Source organism: Pseudomonas sp. MIS38, from assembly GCF_019891575.1.
In the GTDB taxonomy this organism is placed as follows: domain Bacteria; phylum Pseudomonadota; class Gammaproteobacteria; order Pseudomonadales; family Pseudomonadaceae; genus Aquipseudomonas; species Aquipseudomonas putida_A.
Map to the genome: position 1 here is coordinate 85,262 of NZ_JAFLXF010000004.1, position 21,062 is coordinate 106,323.

General features: G+C 55.5%; 26 protein-coding genes. 18 read left to right on the forward strand and 8 right to left on the reverse strand.

Annotation, left to right across the window (positions count from 1 at the left end; all coding sequences use genetic code 11):
- Nucleotides 1-14 precede the first annotated feature (14 nt).
- The 5 genes from J1G18_RS07295 to J1G18_RS07315 all read right to left on the reverse strand — a co-directional run bounded on the left by J1G18_RS07295 (nt 15) and on the right by J1G18_RS07315 (nt 4,687).
- The gene (locus tag J1G18_RS07295) at nt 15-1,196 is read right to left on the reverse strand and encodes an ExeA family protein (protein ID WP_223007316.1); all 1,182 of its coding nucleotides are present in this window, start codon (nt 1,194-1,196) and stop codon (nt 15-17) included.
- Nucleotides 1,196-2,959 (reverse strand): integrase catalytic domain-containing protein, encoded by a 1,764-nt coding sequence (locus J1G18_RS07300; protein WP_223007317.1) that lies wholly within the window; start codon nt 2,957-2,959, stop codon nt 1,196-1,198. The genes J1G18_RS07295 and J1G18_RS07300 overlap by 1 nt, the downstream gene beginning before the upstream one ends.
- A gap of 1 nt (nt 2,960) precedes the next feature.
- A complete protein-coding gene (locus tag J1G18_RS07305) occupies nt 2,961-3,890 on the reverse strand; it encodes a hypothetical protein (protein WP_223007318.1) in 930 nt (309 codons plus the stop codon).
- Nucleotides 3,891-3,900: 10 nt separating this feature from the next.
- On the reverse strand, nt 3,901-4,203 hold the full coding sequence (locus J1G18_RS07310) for a helix-turn-helix domain-containing protein (RefSeq protein ID WP_223007319.1): 303 nt from the start codon (nt 4,201-4,203) through the stop codon (nt 3,901-3,903).
- A gap of 247 nt (nt 4,204-4,450) precedes the next feature.
- Nucleotides 4,451-4,687 (reverse strand): DNA-binding protein, encoded by a 237-nt coding sequence (locus J1G18_RS07315; RefSeq protein WP_223007320.1) that lies wholly within the window; start codon nt 4,685-4,687, stop codon nt 4,451-4,453.
- Nucleotides 4,688-4,878: 191 nt separating this feature from the next.
- Between J1G18_RS07315 and J1G18_RS07320 the strand changes: the two genes are divergently transcribed.
- From J1G18_RS07320 to J1G18_RS07390, 15 genes are all read left to right on the forward strand, one after another.
- A complete protein-coding gene (locus tag J1G18_RS07320) occupies nt 4,879-5,226 on the forward strand; it encodes a hypothetical protein (protein WP_223007321.1) in 348 nt (115 codons plus the stop codon).
- A 17-nt stretch (nt 5,227-5,243) separates the two neighbouring features.
- Nucleotides 5,244-5,729 (forward strand): hypothetical protein, encoded by a 486-nt coding sequence (locus J1G18_RS07325; protein ID WP_223007322.1) that lies wholly within the window; start codon nt 5,244-5,246, stop codon nt 5,727-5,729.
- A 39-nt stretch (nt 5,730-5,768) separates the two neighbouring features.
- A complete protein-coding gene (locus tag J1G18_RS07330; RefSeq protein WP_223007323.1) occupies nt 5,769-6,317 on the forward strand; it encodes a hypothetical protein in 549 nt (182 codons plus the stop codon).
- Between the two features lie 104 nt (nt 6,318-6,421).
- Nucleotides 6,422-6,646 carry a hypothetical protein gene (locus tag J1G18_RS07335; RefSeq protein ID WP_223007324.1) on the forward strand — a complete coding sequence of 75 codons (225 nt, stop codon included), beginning with the start codon at nt 6,422-6,424 and terminating at the stop codon, nt 6,644-6,646.
- A 4-nt stretch (nt 6,647-6,650) separates the two neighbouring features.
- Nucleotides 6,651-7,226: a hypothetical protein gene (locus J1G18_RS07340; RefSeq protein ID WP_223007325.1), complete on the forward strand. Its 576-nt coding sequence runs from the start codon at nt 6,651-6,653 to the stop codon at nt 7,224-7,226.
- Nucleotides 7,227-7,373: 147 nt separating this feature from the next.
- Complete coding sequence (locus J1G18_RS07345) at nt 7,374-7,679, forward strand: DUF2730 domain-containing protein (RefSeq protein WP_223007326.1); 306 nt, start codon at nt 7,374-7,376, stop codon at nt 7,677-7,679.
- Nucleotides 7,676-7,969, forward strand: coding sequence for an ArsR family transcriptional regulator (locus J1G18_RS07350; RefSeq protein ID WP_223007327.1), 294 nt, complete (start codon nt 7,676-7,678; stop codon nt 7,967-7,969). Before J1G18_RS07345 ends, J1G18_RS07350 begins: the two co-directional genes overlap by 4 nt.
- Nucleotides 7,970-7,971: 2 nt before the next feature.
- Entirely contained in the window at nt 7,972-8,523 is a 552-nt protein-coding gene (locus tag J1G18_RS07355; RefSeq protein ID WP_223007328.1) for a phage protein Gp27 family protein, read from the forward strand.
- Nucleotides 8,520-10,127, forward strand: coding sequence for a hypothetical protein (locus J1G18_RS07360; protein ID WP_223007329.1), 1,608 nt, complete (start codon nt 8,520-8,522; stop codon nt 10,125-10,127). The genes J1G18_RS07355 and J1G18_RS07360 overlap by 4 nt, the downstream gene beginning before the upstream one ends.
- Nucleotides 10,124-11,617, forward strand: a complete 1,494-nt coding sequence (locus J1G18_RS07365) for a DUF935 domain-containing protein (protein ID WP_223007330.1) — start codon at nt 10,124-10,126, stop codon at nt 11,615-11,617. Before J1G18_RS07360 ends, J1G18_RS07365 begins: the two co-directional genes overlap by 4 nt.
- A gap of 1 nt (nt 11,618) precedes the next feature.
- Nucleotides 11,619-12,446 (forward strand): phage minor head protein, encoded by an 828-nt coding sequence (locus tag J1G18_RS07370; protein ID WP_223007331.1) that lies wholly within the window; start codon nt 11,619-11,621, stop codon nt 12,444-12,446.
- A gap of 168 nt (nt 12,447-12,614) precedes the next feature.
- Nucleotides 12,615-13,091 (forward strand): phage virion morphogenesis protein, encoded by a 477-nt coding sequence (locus tag J1G18_RS07375; protein ID WP_223007332.1) that lies wholly within the window; start codon nt 12,615-12,617, stop codon nt 13,089-13,091.
- Nucleotides 13,092-13,439: 348 nt separating this feature from the next.
- A complete protein-coding gene (locus J1G18_RS07380) occupies nt 13,440-13,736 on the forward strand; it encodes a DUF1778 domain-containing protein (protein ID WP_221399029.1) in 297 nt (98 codons plus the stop codon).
- A complete protein-coding gene (locus tag J1G18_RS07385; protein WP_262415533.1) occupies nt 13,694-14,206 on the forward strand; it encodes a GNAT family N-acetyltransferase in 513 nt (170 codons plus the stop codon). The genes J1G18_RS07380 and J1G18_RS07385 overlap by 43 nt, the downstream gene beginning before the upstream one ends.
- Nucleotides 14,207-14,346: 140 nt before the next feature.
- Nucleotides 14,347-15,363: a hypothetical protein gene (locus tag J1G18_RS07390; protein ID WP_223007333.1), complete on the forward strand. Its 1,017-nt coding sequence runs from the start codon at nt 14,347-14,349 to the stop codon at nt 15,361-15,363.
- Between the two features lie 44 nt (nt 15,364-15,407).
- On the opposite strand, the gene J1G18_RS07395 is transcribed toward J1G18_RS07390, so the two are convergent.
- Nucleotides 15,408-16,421, reverse strand: a complete 1,014-nt coding sequence (locus J1G18_RS07395) for a hypothetical protein (protein ID WP_223007334.1) — start codon at nt 16,419-16,421, stop codon at nt 15,408-15,410.
- Between the two features lie 205 nt (nt 16,422-16,626).
- Here J1G18_RS07395 and J1G18_RS07400 point away from each other — a divergent pair, with 205 nt between their 5' ends.
- Both J1G18_RS07400 and J1G18_RS07405 read left to right on the forward strand, forming a co-directional pair.
- Entirely contained in the window at nt 16,627-17,826 is a 1,200-nt protein-coding gene (locus tag J1G18_RS07400; RefSeq protein ID WP_223007335.1) for an S-type pyocin domain-containing protein, read from the forward strand.
- A gap of 10 nt (nt 17,827-17,836) precedes the next feature.
- On the forward strand, nt 17,837-18,190 hold the full coding sequence (locus J1G18_RS07405) for a DUF6572 domain-containing protein (protein WP_223007336.1): 354 nt from the start codon (nt 17,837-17,839) through the stop codon (nt 18,188-18,190).
- Nucleotides 18,191-18,397: 207 nt separating this feature from the next.
- Here J1G18_RS07405 and J1G18_RS07410 read toward each other — a convergent pair whose 3' ends face one another.
- Both J1G18_RS07410 and J1G18_RS07415 read right to left on the reverse strand, forming a co-directional pair.
- On the reverse strand, nt 18,398-19,222 hold the full coding sequence (locus J1G18_RS07410) for a hypothetical protein (RefSeq protein WP_223007337.1): 825 nt from the start codon (nt 19,220-19,222) through the stop codon (nt 18,398-18,400).
- Entirely contained in the window at nt 19,222-19,896 is a 675-nt protein-coding gene (locus tag J1G18_RS07415) for a hypothetical protein (protein WP_223007338.1), read from the reverse strand. Before J1G18_RS07415 ends, J1G18_RS07410 begins: the two co-directional genes overlap by 1 nt.
- A 282-nt stretch (nt 19,897-20,178) precedes the next feature.
- Here J1G18_RS07415 and J1G18_RS07420 point away from each other — a divergent pair, with 282 nt between their 5' ends.
- Nucleotides 20,179-21,060, forward strand: a complete 882-nt coding sequence (locus J1G18_RS07420; protein ID WP_223007339.1) for a phage protease — start codon at nt 20,179-20,181, stop codon at nt 21,058-21,060.
- The last annotated feature ends 2 nt before the right edge of the window (nt 21,061-21,062 follow it).

Consider the following 21,062-nt stretch of genomic DNA (forward strand, 5'->3'; position numbering starts at 1 on the left):
TAAGAGACTCCAAATCACACCCCCTTAACCACATCAGCAGTCACCTTGGGCACCCCCAACTGAACCGCCAAATTCATCGCCGCAATCACCAGATTCCCAATCGCCAACGGATACAACAGCGAAACAGTCGAATCCCTCCCACCCTGGCGAGAGGACTGAGACAACCGCGCCGCAATCGCCTCAATAGCGCCTTGATCGACCACATCGCCCAGCGCCTTACCCACCCGATCAAACCGAAAGGTCAAAAACTCCCCCAGCCGCGAATCATCAACCGGTCCCAACGTCACACGCTCACACCGCTGCACCACCTCCCGCACATCGGCATTGCGCTCGCTCAACTTCACCCCCAACTCCGGCTGGCCGATCATGATCACGCTCACCAACTTCGTGAACCCGACCTCAAGCTCCAAAATTCGCTTCAAATGCTTAAGCGTCGGCACCGGCAAACTATGCGCCTCCTCAATCACCAGACAATGGCGATACCCGGCCGCATGCGACTCCTTCAACGCCCGATGCAACTGAGCAAACCGCGCCTCAGGACTGCTCTTAGGTTTGGCCAACGGCGCCACAGCCGCCATCATCGACTCCGCGATATGCGTACTCTTAAGCGATTTCCCCTTCGAATCGTTATCCTCAGACGCCAACACATACGGCTCAATAACCAGCACCGGATCACTGTTCTCAGCAAGGCGATTCACCAGGTCCCGGCGAAGCGTACTTTTACCGGCCCCTGATTCCCCCTCAACCGCCAAAAAACCACCATGGCGCGCCGTCTGATACATCGCCTCACGCACATAACGAATATCCGGACTCACCCACATATCCTGAGCACACTGCAACTCATCAAACGGATCACGAAACAGACCAAAAGCCTTGCGAGTAGCAGGTTGTAGCGTTTGCTTAGGCAACAACATCAATTCGTCCTCCTTGGACAGCTCCATCACCGCGGCCGGAATATCGGCGCTTACACACGGCACATCCACTTCATCAAAAGCCCCCTCAATCGCGGCATCATTCGCACCAGAAGCCGACAAAAAACGCCTGATACGAACCCGCAACTCATCACCGTCCAGACTGCGAGGCCAAAGACTGTGATTCACCAACTGCGCAACCGTGGCACTACTCAACCTCAACGACTGCGCCAACGCGGCTTGCGGCCGGCCCACATCCTGCAAAATCCCTTTCAGCTTCAACATCACTCACCCCCAACCGAACTGACCGGCCTACGCCTCACCTCAACAGGCCGCTTCAACTCAGCCTCAATCGCCTCAAGCTGCTCCTGAGCAACCCCATCGGGGAAACGCTCCAACAACCAGCCATACGTCTTCGGCGACCATAAATGGCCCAAGCGCGGGCGCAACAACTTCGCAGCCTCAACCAAACTCAGCGGGGGAACTTCAACAGTCGGGGTATTCACAGTCAGATTCGAACCACGGCGTGGCAAATAAGCCGGCAACACCGTGTCACTCACATACTTATGCGGATCAATCCGCCCACCAAACGGCACAGCCTTCGCCTTACGCGCGGCCTGCGCATCCGCCTCACAACTCGTACCAGTCGCCAACTGCTCCAACACCTTGCGCGACACCTGCGCCGGCGTATCCGCATGGCGCTTATAACGCCCACCGATCATCGCCGCCGACTCAGCAAACCCAAACGAATCAAAGCCGATACGCTCAATCACGTGATACGCCTCACGCCCGTCATCGCCCACCAAAACAGCCAGCGCGGAGTCTTTATCCCGCCAACAATTACGCGTAATCAGCAGCTTTTCACCCACCATCACCGATGGCACCGAACTCACATCAAACGAATCACCGCGGAACGACACCCGCAACAAATTACTCACCTTGCGATACTCAGGCGTACTAACCGCCAACTCGCGACACACCTCAACACTCGGCGCCAAGCGCAACTGCTCAGGCCTAATCAACTGCCAAACCCCATATCGAGTTTGCCGCGTGCGGGTATGAACAGCCGTCCCATTAAAAAACCGCATCCACTGGCCGGCCCACGAATTAACCTGCTCCAATGTCCTGGCCGCCTGAAACCTCAAAGCACTCTCAAACTCCCGCTCAACCAAATTGTGCGCCTGCTCAACCTGACCTTTCGCCCGTGCATTCCCGACCCGATTAATCACCAAATCAATCGACAACGCCCGGCAAAGATTACGGAAAATCCCACTCGTCATCGCCGCCCCGGGATCAGTCATCAACACCCACGGCACACCATGAAAAGGATCAGACTCACCGCGCTTCTGCATCGCATTAATCAACACACTGCACAAATTCTCGGCCGACTCGGCGCCCAGCACATACTCCACATACAGCGTCCCGCTCGTATGATCGGTCACCACATATCGCCACAACCGCTGACGCTCAATTCTCTTCAGATTCGCCGGCTTACCGTCATAAAACTCAGCCTTACTCATCACCCGCGCGCCATCATCGGCCAAATAAAACTGCGTCGAAATCGAAGCATCCACCTGCCACACATGATTGGGATGCAAACTCGCCAACGACACCGCCGGGGCATCCTGCAACAACTGCGAGGGATGCAACTTATAAGCGACCAATGCCCGACAAATCGCACTGCGGCTCAAAGGCCGAAACACACCCGTTGCCTCATCCACACGACCCGCCGAAATTAGACCATTACTGCGCAAACGCTCAACCGCCCGCACAATCGTCGACAACTGCTTATCGTTCGCCCGAATCGACTCCAGCAACAACGCCGAAATCAACCTAGCCTCCTCAAGCGGCAACGCACTGGATCCCGCATCACGACGACGCTTACGCGGCTTCGCCACACTCACCAACTTCAACTGGCGCTGCAGAGTAGAAAGCGACACCCCAAGCGCCAACATGCCAGCCTCATAAATAGCCGCACGCTCGCCATGCGCAGCCGCATCCAAACGCCGTGCAACCTCCATCAACTGCTGAACCTGAACAGGATTCATATCAAGCCTCCGCAGCCGTCAGCCAAACCGCCGAACCATCCACCCGATCCAGCAAATTAAACTCACTGCGAACCGCCCCCAACGTGACCTCCAACTGCCCAATCAAACCGGCCTTGAACACCCGATGCTCCTCACCGTCAGCGCCCAACGCCCCCAACTTCGCAAACCCCTCACGCAACGGCCCCAACACACAGGCCTCTGCCTCAAAAGCAATCGCCGCCACCTCAGCGCGCAACGCCTTCGCCACCTCATCGGCCGGCATCCCCTGAACCTGCTGCCGCGAACGCTCCAGCGCACGGCGAGCGTCATCCAACTCACCAGACCTCTTCGCCATCAACAGCCCTTGCGCCGTGTAATCGGCATTCACCGCCTCAAGGCGCTGGCCCAACGCATCCTTCTCCCGAGCATGCTTGGCAATAATCTCCTCAGCCAACTCAACAAACGCCTCCTTATCACCGGCCTTCGCCACCGCAATCAGCGCCGCCTGCTGGTCCTGCGGCAACTGGCGATACTGACGCAACTCCCGATACCCAATCCCCATCCGGGACATCGAATCCAGCGCCTCCTCACCAAAGGCCCGCACATTCGCAATATCCCGATCCACCTGATCAACCGAACGCCCCAACAACCCGCAAAACTCCGCCCACGTACCGCTCAACACCTGCGCACCGTGCGGACATTTACCCCCCGCAATCGCCCGATACAGCTTGTTCTCCTTAACAAACGCCAACTTCGAAATCCGCACCGTGCGGGAAAACGCCTCCAACGCACCCGCCATCTGCGCCTGGCCCAACACCTGATTCACCACATCCCGCTCATCACCGTGCAAAGCCTGCAACGACGCCATCGCATTCTGATCAGCCATCAACATCGCCCCATCCAGCGCTGGCAACACCAACGCCTCTGCACAACTACTTTTGCTCCGTGCCATACAACACTCCTTAAACCTGCGACCCCGCCGCAATCAACTGATTGATTTCCTGCATACGCCCCGTCAAACGCGCCATGTGCTCGACATGCGCCTGCGCGATCTGCAACACACCCACCGAATGAGCAAAGCGACCGTTATCCAACTTCAGCGCCAAACCTTCCTCAATCAGCGCCTGCATCGCCCGTGTCACATTGCTCGGGCTGTCCTGCGTCAAAACAGCCAATTCCGCATTACTCAAGCCCGTCACCGTGTGCCCCTTCAACGCTTTCAGCACACGCAACACCCGAGCCGACGCCGACACCGGCCGCCTCAAGACCTGGCCTCCAAACCCGCGCCGCTCAAACCCGACACAGTTCGCACAAAAAAATCGGGTAAATTGGCACCCTCAACACCAGAGTCAGGCGCTGCCCATTCATTAAGTCGCCCACGGGCAGTCCCCAAAAAAGTGGCATTTGGTGTGTTTTTTGTAGGAAATCTCTCTATTTGCACCGCGCACCGTCTCGGCGAACGTTTAAAAGCGGTAAATTCCCGATAGTCGATATGATTTTTCATCTAGAGCCTCACGCCACATAACGCGAAGGCTCAAGGGCCGCCGCCGGATCAACACAAATTTCTCCGGCCTTAAGCCCTAACTTGATCGCAATCTCGTGCGTCTGACCGCGTACACACTTCTTGCGTCCACCCAACACCTCAAACACCAGGTTGGGCGAAAAACGATTAGCGATTGCCCATTGAGTGATCGAAATACCTTTGGCCCTAAGCTCAGCTCTGGCCTCATCCGCAGTACGTAGCACCATGAAATCCCTCCGGGGTACAGCACCAGCCTTGGTGCCGATTAAGTTACCGTTCGTGGTCGGACGGTGTGAACCCATCATGGAACCGAGCGGTTCCCATGTAAAAGGATTTAGGCAACCGAATGGTTTCCTTTTGTGAACGGCTACGCGCCGAGCGGACACGGCTAGGCCTCAACCAAACCGACTTCGCCGCCTTGGCCGACGTAACCAAAAAAACCCAAATGCTCTACGAAGCAGGCGAACGCGTCCCCGACGCCGACTACATGGCCGCCATCGCCAACGCTGGCGCCGACATGTACTACATCATCACCGGCCAAAAAATCATCGACCCGACACAAGCCCCCCTATGGGCCCCCATCGACGGCGAAAAACTCGGACGAATCATCGAAATGCTCGAAGCCGCCGCCAAACAGGCCGGCCGGCGCTGGCCATCCAGAAAACTGGCCGAAGTGGCCGCAGAAATCTACAACGCGCTCGGACACGAACACACGTTCGACGAAGCGCGCGTTGAGCGCATATTGAAATTGGTAATAAATCGCTGAAACAGCAAAGGAAGACTATGCCAAGCGAGGACGGAGACCTGGTCAGCAAACTATCTGCCAGGCTTTCAGAGGAAATACAAAACCTCCCCAAGGATGGAAAAGAACATCAACTCACCATCAAAATCAAAGGCAACCGCGGCCACATCAACCTAGGCACCCAGACCTTCGACATCAACACCACCACCAAACACCCACCACCCCACGACAGCGACCGATCCCGCCAATGCCCCCAATGCGACCGTGACACCTGGCGCTACACCCAACTGTGCATGCACTGCGACTACAACCTGCATACCCACGACCACATTGCCGCCCAAAAAACAGCCCACGCCCGCCAGCAGCGCAACAACCGAATCATCCTGAAAGTCTGCGTGGCCTGCATCGGCCTCGCCGCCATAAGCTTCTCAATCAAAGACCACCTGCCCGACGCACTCAAAGCCTACGCCCTCATCACAACAGGCGCGTTCGGATGCCTCGCTTTCATGCTCGTAGCAGCACACTAAGCAACACCCAAGGACGAAACACCCACAAGGAGATTCAAAATGCCCCAGAACACCGCCACAAAACCGCAAAAAACCATCGCCAAAAAAATCGCACCACTGCTGACCTGGGCAATCCTCGTCGCCATAGGCTGGTATGGGCTCACCCCAAACAAACCCACCCCCGTAGAACCCGTTGTCGCCCAAACCAGCGAAACGCAGCCTCCACCGGCCGCCTACACCAGCGCCAGCCCCCAAGCCCTTGCCAGCGCCACCCAATACCTCGCAGACCTCGATACCGCTATGGCCCAAGGCCTGCCAATCCTCAAAGCCAACAACCTCAAAGACCTGTCGACCCACAGCCAACACTTCAAAACCCTGCGTGAAGCCGGCCAAGCTCAATTCGGTCGTTCCGCCTTCGAACCTTTGGGCAACTGCGCGTCAGCCGGCATCTTTGCCAACAGCTGGTGGCAGGCCCAAGTCGGCGCTGTGCGGCAAGGGGGCGAAGAGACTGTTCCTGGCGCTATCCAAAGTCATCGAGATGAGTACGACACAAATAAAGAAGCCTGCCTTCAGGCTGTTGGCGCGAGAGAACATCCCAACGGCGCATGAAAATGTGCAAATCCACTCAAAATCACATTAAAGTGCTGCCCGAAACCAAAAAGCCATCACGCGCAAGCTGTTACGGCGAATAACCAACGCAAGGAGTGAATAGAATGACAAAGGATTACGACAAAAATCAGCCGGACACCGACAAACTCATCGATAGCAATGAGGAAACAAGCTCCAACGAGGTGTGGCAAAACCCTTGGAGAGATACTGGCCTTGGCAATCGAAAAGATTCTTTTAGCAATGAGATCCCCTTCGGCGATGGGCCTGACGACATCAATGAAGTGATGAACACTTTGCCGGCGCCACGTCCGCGACCGGGCAGAGGCTGAAGCCGTGCTCGATGAGAATGCGGACCTAAAATTCCGCTGGGGTGACCAACTCTTCGACATACAAAGGTCAATCCGCTATCACCAACGTCGCCGCGGCTTCTACGACCGACTGGATAAAACATCCAACATGCTGTCCTTGATCTTCGGCTCAGCGGCGATATTTGGCGTTCTTCAAGACAAATACAAAGTCGTTGCGATTGTCGCCTCGGGTGTAGTCACCGTTGTCTCATCTATCAACCTTGTCGTTGGCAGTGCACAACGTGGGCGCGACCACACCGACTTCATGCGCAAATACGTTGAATTGGAAAAAAGCATGCTCGGCGAGGCTACTGAAGAGCGTCTACTCGCTATCAAAGAAGCACGCCTTTGTATCGAAGCCGAAGAACCACCAGTCATGCACGTACTCAATGCGATCTGCCATAGAGAACTCATGCGAGCGATCGGATATCCGAAAAAAGAGCTGCCACAAATAGGCTGGTTCCAATCTTCGATCGCCCAAATTTTCGACTTCCGAGAAAGCAGCATTCACGCGCCGAAATCCAAACGCAAATGCAAATGCCAAACCGCTGAATCTCCCTAAACCCATTTAAAAGCCCTCCAACCCCACGCCGCCCACCATAGCGGCGTGTGTATTTCTGGCACCCGCAAACCCGCGTGCCCTGACCGGAGGCAACCCCATGCGCCCGCAATCCCCCCGCAACACCCCCTTCACCACCCGGGGCCCCACATGAACCTCCAAGACCTCAACACCATCCTCCAAATCGTCCAATGGCTAATCCTCACCGTCCTCAGCCTCTACACCTGGATCGCCAAACGCCAAGCCGCCAGCGCTCAACAACTGCTTGAACTCGGCACCCGCATCGTCGCCCTCGAAGAACACGTCCGCCACCTGCCAGACCAAAGCGCCATCGCCGACCTGCTTGGCGACATGAAAGCCATCCGCGCCGAACTCACCGGCGTCAAAGACGCCCTCAGCCCACTGGCCCGCGCCCTCGACCGCATCAACGACTACCTCCTGCGAGAAAAACCATGACCCCATACACCGACTACCTGCGCCACGACATACGCCTCGTCATCCTGCGCTTGCTCGCCGACATGCCCGGCTACCGCGCCAACAGCTCCGTCCTCAACACCGCTCTGGACCACTACGGCCACAGCGCCAGCCGTGACCAAACCAAAACCGAACTGCACTGGCTAGCCGAACAACACGCCATCACCCTCACAGACATCGGTCCCATCCTCGTCGCCACCCTCACCGAACGCGGCCAAGACATCGCCGCCGGCCGAGCCCGCGTCCCCGGCATCCAACGGCCGGGCGCCTGACCATGGCCGGCAAATCCACCATCAACCGCCTGCCGGCCGACGTCAAAGCCTACCTGCACAAACTCCTGCGCGAAGACCGTCACACCCTCGACGCCATGCTCACCGACATCCAGGCCCGCTTCCCCAGCCAAAAGCCCCCCAGCCGCAGCGCCCTGGGGCGCTTCAAAGTCGGCTTCGACCAACTCACCGACAAAGTCCGCCAACAGCGAGAAATGGCCGAAGCCTTCGTCGGCGCCTTCGGTGAAGACGCCTCCGACAAAACCGGTGTACTCCTCGTCGAAGCCATCTCAACCCTGACCTACCAAGCCGCCTTGGGCGCCCACGAAAAAGACGACATCACCATCGCCGAAATATCCGCCTTGGCCCGCGCCGCCAAAGCCACCATGGAAGCCCGAACCCTCAGCGTCAAAGAACGCCAAACCATCGAAACAGCCACCCGCGAACGCCTCCTGCAAGAACAAGCCGCCCAACTCGACAACGCCGTCAAAACCCAAGGCATGACCGAAGACCAAGCCCAGTACTGGCGCCAAACCTTCCTCGGCGTCAAACCATGAAACCCTCCGCCAGCACACTACGCGTCATCGAATGGGACGAACTGCCGCCCAGCGTTCGCCAAATTCCCGAAGGCTACAACCCGCAAACCGAAGGCCTACTCATGGCCCACCAAGCCCAATGGCTCGCCATCGACGCGCAAATCAAACTCTGTGAAAAAGGCCGGCGCACCGGCATCACCTTCGCCGAAGCCCTCGACAGCGTCATCACCGCCGCCTCGCAAAAAAGCGCCAGCGGCATGGACTGCTTCTACATCGGCGACACCAAAGAAAAGGGTCTCGAATTCATCGGCTACTGCGCCAAATTCAGCCGCGTCATCGCCCAGGCCCAAGCCTCCGGCGTCAGCCAAATCGAAGAGTTTTTATTCCTTGATCAAGACGAGGCAGGCAACACCCGGCAGATCAACGCCTACCGCATCCGCTACGCCTCAGGCTTCAAAATCGTCGCGCTCTCCAGCAACCCCGCCAGCGTCCGCGGCCTGCAAGGCAAAGTCATCATCGACGAAGCCGCCTTCCACCGAAACGTCTCCGCGGTACTCGACGCCGCCACCGCGCTACTCATCTGGGGCGGGCGCATCGTCATCATCAGCACCCACAACGGCAAGGCCAACGCCTTCAACCAAATGGTCAGCGACATCCGCGACAAACGCTACGGCGACAGCGCTCAGGTCTACCGCGCCACCTTCGACGACGCCGTCGCCAACGGCCTGTACGAACGCGTCTGCTACATGGCCGGGCAAGTCCCGACCGTAGAAGGCAAAGAAGTCTGGTACAAAAAAATCCGCAACGCCTACGGGCCGCGCAAAGCGCAAATGCGCGAAGAACTCGACGCCATCCCGCGCGACGGCAACGGCGTCTGCATCCCCGGCGTATGGATCGACGAAGCCATGCGCCCGGGCAGCAGCGTCCTGCGTCTGGCCCTCGACGACGCCTTCACCCAACAACCCATCCATCGCCGCGAAGCCTACATAACCGACTGGATCGAACGCTACCTGACCCCCGTCATGCAACAAGACCTGACGCCCGACGTGCGCCACTTCCTGGGCATGGACTACGCCCGACACCGGGACTTCTCCATCATCTGCCCCATGTCCGTCGACCAAGCGCGGCACCGCGACGTACCCTTCGTCGTCGAACTGCACAAAGTGCCCACCCGGCAACAAAAACAAATCCTCTTCTACATCCTGCAAGGACTGCCGCGCTTCATCGGTGCCGCACTCGACGCCACCGGCAACGGCGAAACCCTCGCCGAAGAAACCGCCGACCAGTTCGGCCACAGCCGCATCCAACAAGTCAAAATCAGCCGCGCCTGGTACGGGGCCTGGATGCCCAAATTCGTCCAACTCTTCGAAGACGCCAGCCTCACGCTGCCCCTCGACGACTCCCTGCACCAAGACATCCGCGCCATCGAAACCATCGACGGCATCCCCATGATCGCCAAAGCCCGCCAACAAGACCTCAAAAACCCCGACCTCTACCGCCACGGCGACTTCGCTGGGGCAGGCGCCTTGGCCCACTTCGCCACACTCGAAGTCGCCGCCGGCCCCGTCACCGTCAAATCACGTCGCCCACGCCAGGGCACACGCATCACCCAAGGGTACGCATGAACAACCAAGGCCTATGGATCAGCCCCACACAATTCGTCAGCTTCACCGACGCCAAACGCAAGCCCGCACTCAAGCGCCACATCGCCACCCGTAGCCGCATCGAGGCCGGCAGTTTCGCCACCCAACTGCCAAACCCGGACCCCATCCTCAAAGCCCAAGGCAAAGACATCAAGGTCTACCGCGACCTGCGCAGCAGCGCCCTGGTCGGTGGCAACATCCGCCGTCGCAAAGCCGCCGTCCTCTCCTTGGAACGAGGTCTGAAACGCGGCGAAGCCTCACCCAAAATCGAGCGCTTCATCAACGACTGGCTCGCCGACCTCGACCTCGATCGCATCCTGCGCGAACTGCTCGACGCGCCGCTCTTCGGCTACCAACCTGTCGAACTGCTATGGCAGCCACTCGGCAAACACTGGGTGCCGCAAGACCTGCTCGGCAAACCGGCCGAATGGTTCTTCTACGACCAACACAACACACTGCGCTTTCGCGCCAAAGACGCCGGCCCCGACGGCGAGCCCTGCGACCCGCAACGCTTCATCGTCGCCCGCCAAGACGCCACCTACGCCAACCCCTACGGCTTCCCGGACCTAAGCATGTGCTTCTGGCCCGCCACGTTCATGAAAGGCGGGCTCAAATACTGGGTCCAATTCACAGAGAAATACGGCAGCCCCTGGGTCATCGGCAAACACCCACGCGGCGCCACCGACGACGAAACCAACCTGCTACTCGACAGCCTCGAAGCCATGGTCCAAGACGCCGTCGCCGCCATACCCGACGACGCCAGCGTCCAAATCATCGAAGCCGCCGGCAAAGCCGGCAGCGCCGACGTCTTCCGCCAACTACTCGAGTACTGCCGCAGCGAAATCAACGTCGCCATGCTCGGCCAAAACCAGACCACCGAAAAAGACAGCAACCGCGCCAGCGCCACCGCAGGCGCCGAAGTCACCCAAGACATCCGCGACGGCGACGCCGGCATCGTCGCCTCCGCACTCAACGCCTGCATCCGACTCGTCGTCGACCTCAACTTCGGCACCAACGTCGCCGCCCCGGTCTACGCCCTGTGGCAACAAGAAGAAATCGACAAAAGCCTCGCCCAGCGCGACAAAGCCCTCACCGAATCCGGCGTCAAATTCAGCAACGCCTACTGGCAACGCACCTACAACCTGCAAGACGGCGACCTCCAACATACGCCAGCACCGCAGGGTTCAACCGCATTCGCCGAACCCAACGTCAGGCCCATCCTCGACCAAATCGCCCTAGACCAAGCCATCCAAAGCCTGCCCGCCAACACCCTCCAACAATACAGCCAACACGCCATCGCCCCCTTGATCCAAGCCCTACAGCGCAGCCACGACCATACCGACGCCCTCGGCCAATTGGCCGAAGCCTACCCACACATGGACACCCAAGCCCTCGAACAACAACTCGCCCAACTCATCTTCATCGCCAACACCTGGGGCCGCCTCAGCGCCAACGCAGACACGGAAGACTGACATGGCCACCCACACCAAACGCCTCAACCCCCTCGACCTCAAAGCCATCTTCGGCCTCGAACCCGCCAACGCCATCGCCTACCTAAAAGCCAAGGGCTACGCCATCACCTGGCACTGGCAAGACCAACTCGACCAAGCCCACGACCAAGCCTTCACCGTCGCCAAAGCCATGCGCCTCGACCTGCTCTCCGACATCCGCGCCGCCCTCGAAACGGCCCTGCAACAAGGACAAACCCTCAAACAATTCACCGCCAACCTACAACCAACCCTCCGAGCCCAAGGCTGGTGGGGCAAACAAATCATCGTCGACAGCCAAGGCACCGCCGAGCCCGTACAACTCGGCAGCCCACGCCGCCTCAAAACCATCTACCAAACCAACCTGCAAAGCGCCTACATGGCCGGCCGCAAAGCCAGCATGGAAACCACCACCGACACCCACCCATACTGGATGCTCGTCGCCACCCTCGACGGCAAAACCCGCCCCAGCCACCGCGCACTCCACGGTCAAGTCTTCCGCCACGACGACCCAATCTGGCAATTCATTTACCCACCCAACGGCTTCAACTGCCGCTGCCGCGTCGTCGCCCTAACAGAAGCCGCCGTCAAACGCCGAGGCCTCACCGTCCAAACCAGCCAAGGCCGCACCTTCACCGAAACCGTAGAAACCGGCCACAACAAACACACCGGCGAAATCCGAACCGCCACCGTCACCGGCCTACGCCTCACCAACGCTCAAGGCCACAACATCACCTTCAAAACCGACCCCGGCTTCAACCACGCCCCTGGCACAGCCCTAAAACAAACCACCACCGACCACCCACCCAACTGAAACACCGCATCCCCCTGTAGGAGTGAGCCTGCTCGCGATAGCGCACAACCAGCCACCGCAACACCAAAGCCGAACTCTCACCCCTGTAGGAAATGGCGAAGCCTGCGATCTTTTGATCCTGACTAACCAACCCCACTAACAAACCCATCACCCAGAAACAAAGCCCCCATGCTCACCATCGAACTAAAACACCAACACCTACAACAAACCCTCAGCCAAATCGAAAACGTTATCGGCGACCTCAACCCTCTAATGCAATCCATCGCCGCCGAACTCGCCAGCCAAACCGAAGAAAACTTCGAACACGAAGGCCGCCCCGAGTGGCCCGAGCTCTCGGATGTCACCACTGAGAAACGTGCAAAGCACGGCCACTGGCCGGGGCAAATCCTGCAGGTCAATGCTGCTGGTTTGGCGGCCTCGATAACCACGCACGCAACCGACAGTTCGGCCATGGTTGGCAGCAACAAACCGTATGCGGCGATGATGCAGTTTGGTGGAGAACAGGCGGATTTTCCGCAGCTGTGGGGTGACATACCGGCGAGGCCATATTTGCCGATGGACAGCGAAGGCCACCTGCAACCACAGGCCGCTGACGCTATCCTTTCGCTGATGCTCGATTATTTACAAAGCGCGGTATCTGAGTGAAGGCCTACCGCCAAAAGGGAGGAAAAAGGGAGGCTTCGACCCTGCCGCCTGATTATTTCGCTCCGAAGACTGCAGCTCTCACGACGCATGCTGTGTAGCATTTGTATAGCTTGGTATTGACAAAAGCTACACAAGAGGTTAATATTGTTCTCAGTGGCACCACATCTGCCCTTACCCTTGAAGCCGACAGGCACTTAGGCTTACTGAAGCCAAACCGTGTGTACACACAAACTACCCTAAATGGAGTGGAACAATGAAAGTGAAAATTAACGTTTTGGGAATGATAAAGTCCTAAGGAGGAAGTAAGGAGCGAAACTTAACGCTAGTTTGAAGTTGGAATATTAAATTATGAAATCAGAATTAGAAATTATAAGCATGAAGGAAAAGCCAGCCGCGATAAATATGCGGGTGGACATAAAAAAACGAAACCTGATCGATATGGCAGCTGCAATATTGGGGAGTGACAGAACAAGCTTTATTGTGGATGCAGCCTGCCAAAAAGCGGAGGATGTAATTCTGGATAGACGATTGTTTGTGCTCGACGATGTAGCATTTGACCAATTCGAGAGGGCTTTAGAAGACAACCCAATCGGAGAAAACAAATGTCTCAAGGAACTACTGCAAAGACCAAAAATCTGGAGTTGAGTGCTCCCGAAAAACTGAACGAAATGCATGATTTTAGCGCTTTCGAATGCGGTGAAGCCTCAATCGACACATACGTCAAACGGGCTCTCAAAGCACAAGCGGCTAAAGACGCTGTCATTTACGTGACGTGCCGTAAAGGTTCAACCCAGGTGCTGGGCTTTTACACGCTCACCAATGGCGCGGTCGTGCGTGATGAAGCTCCAAAAAAGCTGCAACGCAATGCCCCAAATCCATGCCCCGTCACGATTCTTGGTCGCTTGGGTGTCGATAAAACGATCCAAGGACAAGGCGTGGCAAAAGCTCTGTTGCAAGACGCCATCGAGCGCTCAATCGCAGCATCAGAGACTGTAGGATCGCGCGCGCTTTTGGTTCATGCGCTCGATCAAGATTTGGCGAACTTTTATAAAAAGTACGCCGGATTCATTGAAAGCTCTATTTCACCTTTGACGCTGATGCTGTCACTGAAATAACCGCTTCGGTTTGGTCGAATCCAGAACCCCATCGAAGGTAATACTTCGTTGGGGTTGATTTATTCTACTAATGAGCTTGCCCAACACCTGATTAAGTCAAGAACTAATTGATTGTCCGCAAGTTAAACTTAGAGCAGAATATGTTCGCAATAGAATCATTACATATAGGGATTACCTTTAGATTTGTCTGGGCTTTAATACTGGCCGTGATCGGACTCCTGACTTTCTATTACATCGGGTCAACGATCATCGCAAAAAAAAATGGAAAAGACCTTTCGCATAGACTCAAACAATGGTGGCACATACTGCTTCTGAAGTCATTTAATGTATGGGGAATTCGAGTACTGCTCATATCCGTGGCATTCTGCGGTTCTTTGATAGGTTTTATCATACTTCATGATCTAATCAGTGCAGCAATGGGCACAGGTCTAGGCTTTGAATATTTGCCTTATCATAACTATCTTCCGAATATGGGAGGGTTAGCCTTTTTAGTAATCGGCCTAGTTATTCAAACTTTGTTAGGAAACGAGGGAATGCCTATTCCTATAGGAAATGGCTTGACGCTGAGCTACGACAAGGGAGCTGTTCTGGCTTTTCATTTAGATGAAGGCAGCCCCGATCTTCGCGTACAAGAGTTGCAAATAAAGAAAGAGATCGCCCGACTCAGGCTTAATGGCCACAATAATGCGATTAGAATTAAAAGCTGGTTGTGCGTTTCACGCTTGCCTAGAGATAACGCAGCAGTCAGGGATGTCAGACATTTATTTAGCGAACTTTTAACACTTCGCCTTTTCCTCTCCAGAAAAATGCCACGTACTTGGGCGTATATTTCCACAAGAAAATGGTACAACTCTAGTCCATGTATGCGACCGCTGAGAACTCTTAATAAGCTAATCACCACATTTATGGTGGCGACTCACACGTTAATAAATGCGCGAAAAATTCGCAAGGCAATTAACTGCCTACCAAAGACCCATATCAATCAGTCTACTATAAGAATGATGAACACGATTCGTTTGGAAATGGGTGAGGTTGTCTCGCCTATCAATGTGTCACCGGTATCGATTTTAACATTCATGAATCTTGGTTTAAATCTACCCGGTATCAGAAAAAAATTCATGGGGTTAGATGCTGGCTTTACAGTAAAACCTAAGTAAGGCGAAGCCCGTAAAGCTTACGGGCTCAATTAAGAAAATTAATGTCAGACCTCTGAGCCGATTCGTTTGAGGTAGTCCAATTTCGACTCATAAAGCATCTTCTGTATTTTTGCCTCTAGATGGCGGTAGCCATGGCCAGAGATAAGTCCTACGCGCTGAAAATGAAGCGAAACTTCTTTTTCAACATAATTATTGAATGCCTCATCTGCATCAGCAATTCTATCAATAAGCTTTTCTTTTGATTCTTTGTCGAGTTGCCACTCTGTTTCCCATTGACTTACTAATATCGCTGTCTGATCGCCGATTTTTGAAAAAAAATCCCCTGCCTTTTGCAAAGCTTGAACAGAGCTTCCGAATGCGTCACGTGATGCCCCTGGCCTGAGCTTCTGTTCAATTATCTCATGTGTTGCGCAAGCAAATTGCATAGCGCTCTCAAACCATCGGTGCAGCTGCTCTGCGCTGACTAGTCGAAAATTTGCTTCATGAGCCGCGATATGTCGTGCAGTAAATATGTCTTGAATATCGCCAATCAATTTATTTACGTCATCGACGACAAGCTCGCCATATTCGATCTTGTATTTACTGGGGTCATTCATTATGGCCTCTTCAGGAGGCTCTATGAACTCGCGCACCGTAGCTAAGGAGTGTTTGAAACTCCTATATCCATCATCTCCTTCGAATAGGGTATCAAAGTGCTTGATTATTTGGTCAGCACTGCTGATACCTACGATGTGAGCAACGAGATCTCCAAAAGATATCTCCTTACGACTCAATGCCTTGGTAAGCTCAAAATCAAAAGGCAAATCTTTGAATTTCTTCGCTCTTTCCAAATATGGACTTTCATCCGCATCAATCAGAATCTTCAGGCACGCCTTGGAAAAAGCCTCAATGCAGGAGGCAATAGCCACAACGTGAAGCGATATTTGATAGGGCTCCGGACTACTTAGCGAGCAGAATCCGCTATCCAACGTTGCAAGCTCACTCCAACCAGCATATTCCCAATTATCCGATCGAGCCTTCTTCTCAGCGATATAAAGCAATGGGTTCTTCTTGGACATGGCTCCCTCACGTTCTAGGTTGAATGCAACTGAAAAATGCATGGCAAAGGGGCTTCGACATTTTCGTGAACCTCTCTTGCATCGGCGATGCTCGCTGAAGAATGGCTGCTCATAATCGAGGAGTCAAAGTGCCACCCATTGCCTCAACAAATTCTGGATGGCAACCTGCCGCCGTTCACCAAGGATCGGAACAAGGAATCAAGGATTGAGTGGCTACGTCCCCAACCCGCCCAAGGGTTACCGCAACACCGGCGTCGACCCAGTCGACATCAACGCCCAACACTGGGCGCAGTACAAAGACCTCCCACCAGCGCCAGACACAAAACCCACCCCCATGGGCTGCGTCTTCGCCAAAAGCTGCAACCTGCCCGACGGCGAAATCAACCACACCAACCCCGCAGGATTCGTCCCCGTTGAAAAACTGGCGGACTACGGCCTATGGGCCGTAATGGCCACAGGTACAGCAATCACCGCCGAAGGCACCTCGCTCCAGTTAATCGCCGGTTCCACGACCGGCAGTGCCATCACCCAACGACTAGGCGGCTCCCTAGCGCTAGGTTTGCTTGAAAGTGCAGGTACATTGGCAGCAGGCGCCGCCGTCGGCACCGTCGCGCTATTAATGCCCAACACCAGCCTCGCACCCGACAGCGCCTTCTATAAAACCGACCAATACGCCACGCTCGAAACCGGTCGCACGCGTGTCCGCGTCAACGTTAAGACCTTGCCTGACGGCTCCGTCAACGCCTACGGCTTCTACACCGGCGGCAAAAAAGACTGGGAAAATGTCCCCGTCATCAAAGCTGAAAAGAATGGCGAAAAATACATAGCCGACATAGGCAATGGCATAGGCCTAACCTGGACGCCCGCAGCAAGCCCAGACGGAGTACTGGGTATCCCTGCTCTCGAAGGCGCCCCCCAATTACCCCCGGTATGGGTATACCCGCCGACAGCACAGTCAGACACGCTTCTGGCCAACCCGGCGCACCCGCCCGAGTTCCAAGACGCAATCATCTGGTTCCCCGATGATGCAGGCTTAGAGCCCATCTACATCGTGCTCAGCACGCAGCTAGAGAAGAACAAACAAAAGGGTAAAGCGTTCGAAGAGGCGTCCTTTGACGAGTTCAGCAAGACCAAACCTGAAGCCGCCCGAGAGGTCACAGTTAAAACCGACAGCGGTGTACGGACACGCATTGATATGATGGGCCGTGATGTCGATGGCAACATCTCATGCGTCGAATGCAAATCATCAGAAACAGCGCCGCTGACCCGCAATCAAAAACTTGGCTTTCCAGAAATAGAAAAGACCGGTGCAACCGTCGTCGGCAAAGGCAAACCCGGCTTCACCGGCGGCACCAGAATTCCACCCACCAGAGTCGACATCATTCGACCTGACCCGACCCTCTGAGGGAGCAGACATGTCCATCACCGAAACCAAAGTCGTCGACATCATCGCAGTACCCGAGTGGGAGCCAGATAACGTCGTACTTGTGATCACCGATCATCTGGAATGGGGTGACAAAGCCCAACAAGGCGAACACCTGCTGTTGCTTCAAGAGAAGATCAACACCTATATCGCTTTCATTGAGAGCGGCGAATTGCTGGAAAGCTATCCGCCAGCCAAGGGCAAAAACCCCAAGATTCGTATCAACGGCTTGTATGAGCTACCTGAACAAGGTGAGACCTTCATCGATCGCGTCACAGAAGTGCTCAAAGGTGTGGGTATCGGTGTGGAGTTTGTACTTAAAGACAGCTTGGGAACTCGCCATTAATTCGGGCTGAGCTCAACTGAGATCACACAGGGCTATGAGCAGCCCTGTGAGCGTCGACAGCGGCAAGAAGTCGCGGCAGCCGAACTAACCAAATCGAGAATTGGAATGTCCGGAGCGGCCCCGGAGCATTGACATCTGGGCACCCCAAATCGGAGCAACGGCAAGGGCATCTTACATACAGTGAATAACTGTGAAGGGCTCGAACAATCATCCGTTTTTGATCCAGAAAAGAGCCGCAAAAAACGCAAGTATTACTCCCAAACTCATCAGCCCAGAGTACTCGATATAGAGCCGCTTTAAAGCCCAGCGCAATGGCCGAGACTCGGCCTTTTTCAGCTCTTCCCTTAAATACGTATTTACCTGATCACGCGCTCCAAGCTCCAGCTGGACATGGTCGAACGCATCCAAACGTTCGCCCAGGTAGTCAAACATTCTGTGCTCGGAAATATTTTTTTCCCAACCATTCACAACAGTTAGGGATTTAACCTGCATTGGACGGGACACGCCCTCACGCTGCCCCGAATCTGAGTAGTCAAAACGCAGGCCAAATTGTTCATAGAATCTGTTACGCCGAGCCTTATTGTCACCTTTGGCCTGACCGCGGAGCAGCTCAATAGCGTTAACGTCAGCCTCTGGCCATTGCTGCACCCACTGGACGATTTCGTTCATCAAATAAGTGCCAACTCGCTGTCCTCGTAGCTCTGGCAAGTCTAGAAACACCGCCCCCTTGGCCATGGAGCTCGACGTAAGCGAAACCGCGTTAAAAAAACGCGAGTAGCTGCCGCAGAACTGGCCCTTGCCGTAGTCATAGGAAGAGCGTCTAGCCGTTATGGTTTGGTAAGACAGGCGTATTGAGGCCTCACAAACCTCACCATTGCCGGGGTCGCGTTCGTATGTTTCCTCACGCTCGACAACAACCCAGCCAATCGCGGGTGCTTCCATACGTTCTTTATCTTTAACCTCAAGCACCAAAATGCGTGGTTTGATTTTTTGCCCGTTACGCCAAGCCCAATCAAATGAGGGGAATGCCATTAACCTGCCTGCTTCAGTAAGTCTGAATCTGGGAAAACCAACTCATCCACTCTCGCGATGATGCGCAGCACGATAGGTTTCAATTCCTGTCCCAACGATCTGATACCGTCCGCGGTATCGCCCATTCCTAACTGAGCGGCCATGAACCCCACGCTGCTCTCGATGACCTGCTCTCGCATTTCGTCAGTTAATTCTTTGCCTTGATCGCGCGCGCGCTGCATGTAATCGCTCAAGTAACTCCGACCGAACTGAAGGGCTTGTTCGTAATCTCGATTGTTGATTTCGATCATCGCAATCACACCCTTTGCCCGCATGTAGAAGTAAATGATGTCCTTGGCCAGCTCGCGCGGTAGAAGGTTTAGCGCTTGCGGTGCCGATTCGAAAATCGGAAACGGTGAGGCGCCTAAGGGCATAATCACCAAAAAAGGAGTTTCAGGCGGGTGCAGTGATAAGGCTTGGCCGTACTCTTTCATGAAAATCTCCCACGCCGTGGCTATCTCTGTGCGCAGGAGCATCAGCGTTGTAATCATTTTCTCCCTGTCCGCCGCTTCCTCTTTTTTCAACGCCAGCTCATGCGCTTTTGTTGCGCCTTTCAGAGTGAAAAGACCACCGATGATAGCCCCGGAAAGACCTGAAAAAAGGCTCACGTAAACGTCAGTACTTCCAAGATCCATGTTTTTATTCTCCAGTAATCCTGCCCAGACGAGTCAATCACAACGGCGCTGCATAGACCGATTCAATCATCGCAGGCACGCTGAGATCTATTGACGAAAAAAGTGAGTCATAAACACTTTATAAAAGCTTCTCGCCGCATTCTGCCTCACACGCCAGCCTTCGTGGCTTGGCTGATGTGATTCCCCCCAAATTTCAGGCATGTCCCTAATCTCGATTAAAAGCCTCACCACAATCACCACCCCAAACTGCGCCCACCATCTCCAAACTAAAGCGCAGCCCTCATGAACTCCCTCCACATCTTCAAACCCGGCCTCCACACCGCCTCCTGCGGCACTACCCTAAACTTCACCCAATCCGACCTGACGGCCACCGTAGCCGCCTACAACCCAACCCTCCACGAGGCCCCGCTGGTCATCGGCCACCCCCAGCACGACGCCCCCGCAGCCGGCTGGGTGAAATCACTGACCGCCACGCCCGAAGGCCTGATCGCCACCCCCCAACAAATCGACCCCACCTTCGCCGAACAAATCGCCGCGGGTAGCTACAAAAAAATCTCCGCTTCCTTCTACCACCCAACTGCGCCCAACAACCCCGTGCCCGGCGTCTACTACCTGCGCCACGTCGGCTTTCTCGGCGCCCAGCCGCCGGCCGTCAAAGGCCTGCGCCCGATCGAACTCGCCGAAAGCGAACCCGGCGTCATCCACTTCAGCGAAAGCGCACCCGCGGCGCCGGCACCGCAACCCATTCCCCAAACACCGCCAACCACTGCGCCCGACACAGCCACCCTTCAGGCCGAAAACCACCGCCTCAAAACCGAACTCGCCCAACGCGACCAAACCGCCCGCATCACCGCCCAACAAGCCATCCACACCACCAGCGTCGCCTACGCCGAACAACTCGTCGCCGCCGGCATGAAGCCGCTGCACGTGCCGGTCGTCATTGCCGCCCTCAACGCCGCCCAGTCCGGCGCAACACCACTGCACTTCGGCGAAGGTGACCAGCGCCAGCCCCTAAGCGACGGCCTCAAAACCCTCTTCAAAGACCTCACCAGCGCCATCAGCTTCAGCGAAGTTGCCACCAAACACCGCGCAGATCCTGCCCTCGGCCAAACCACCAACCCCTTGCTGGCCGACGCCGAAGCCCGCACCCAAAGGCAGGGCTAACC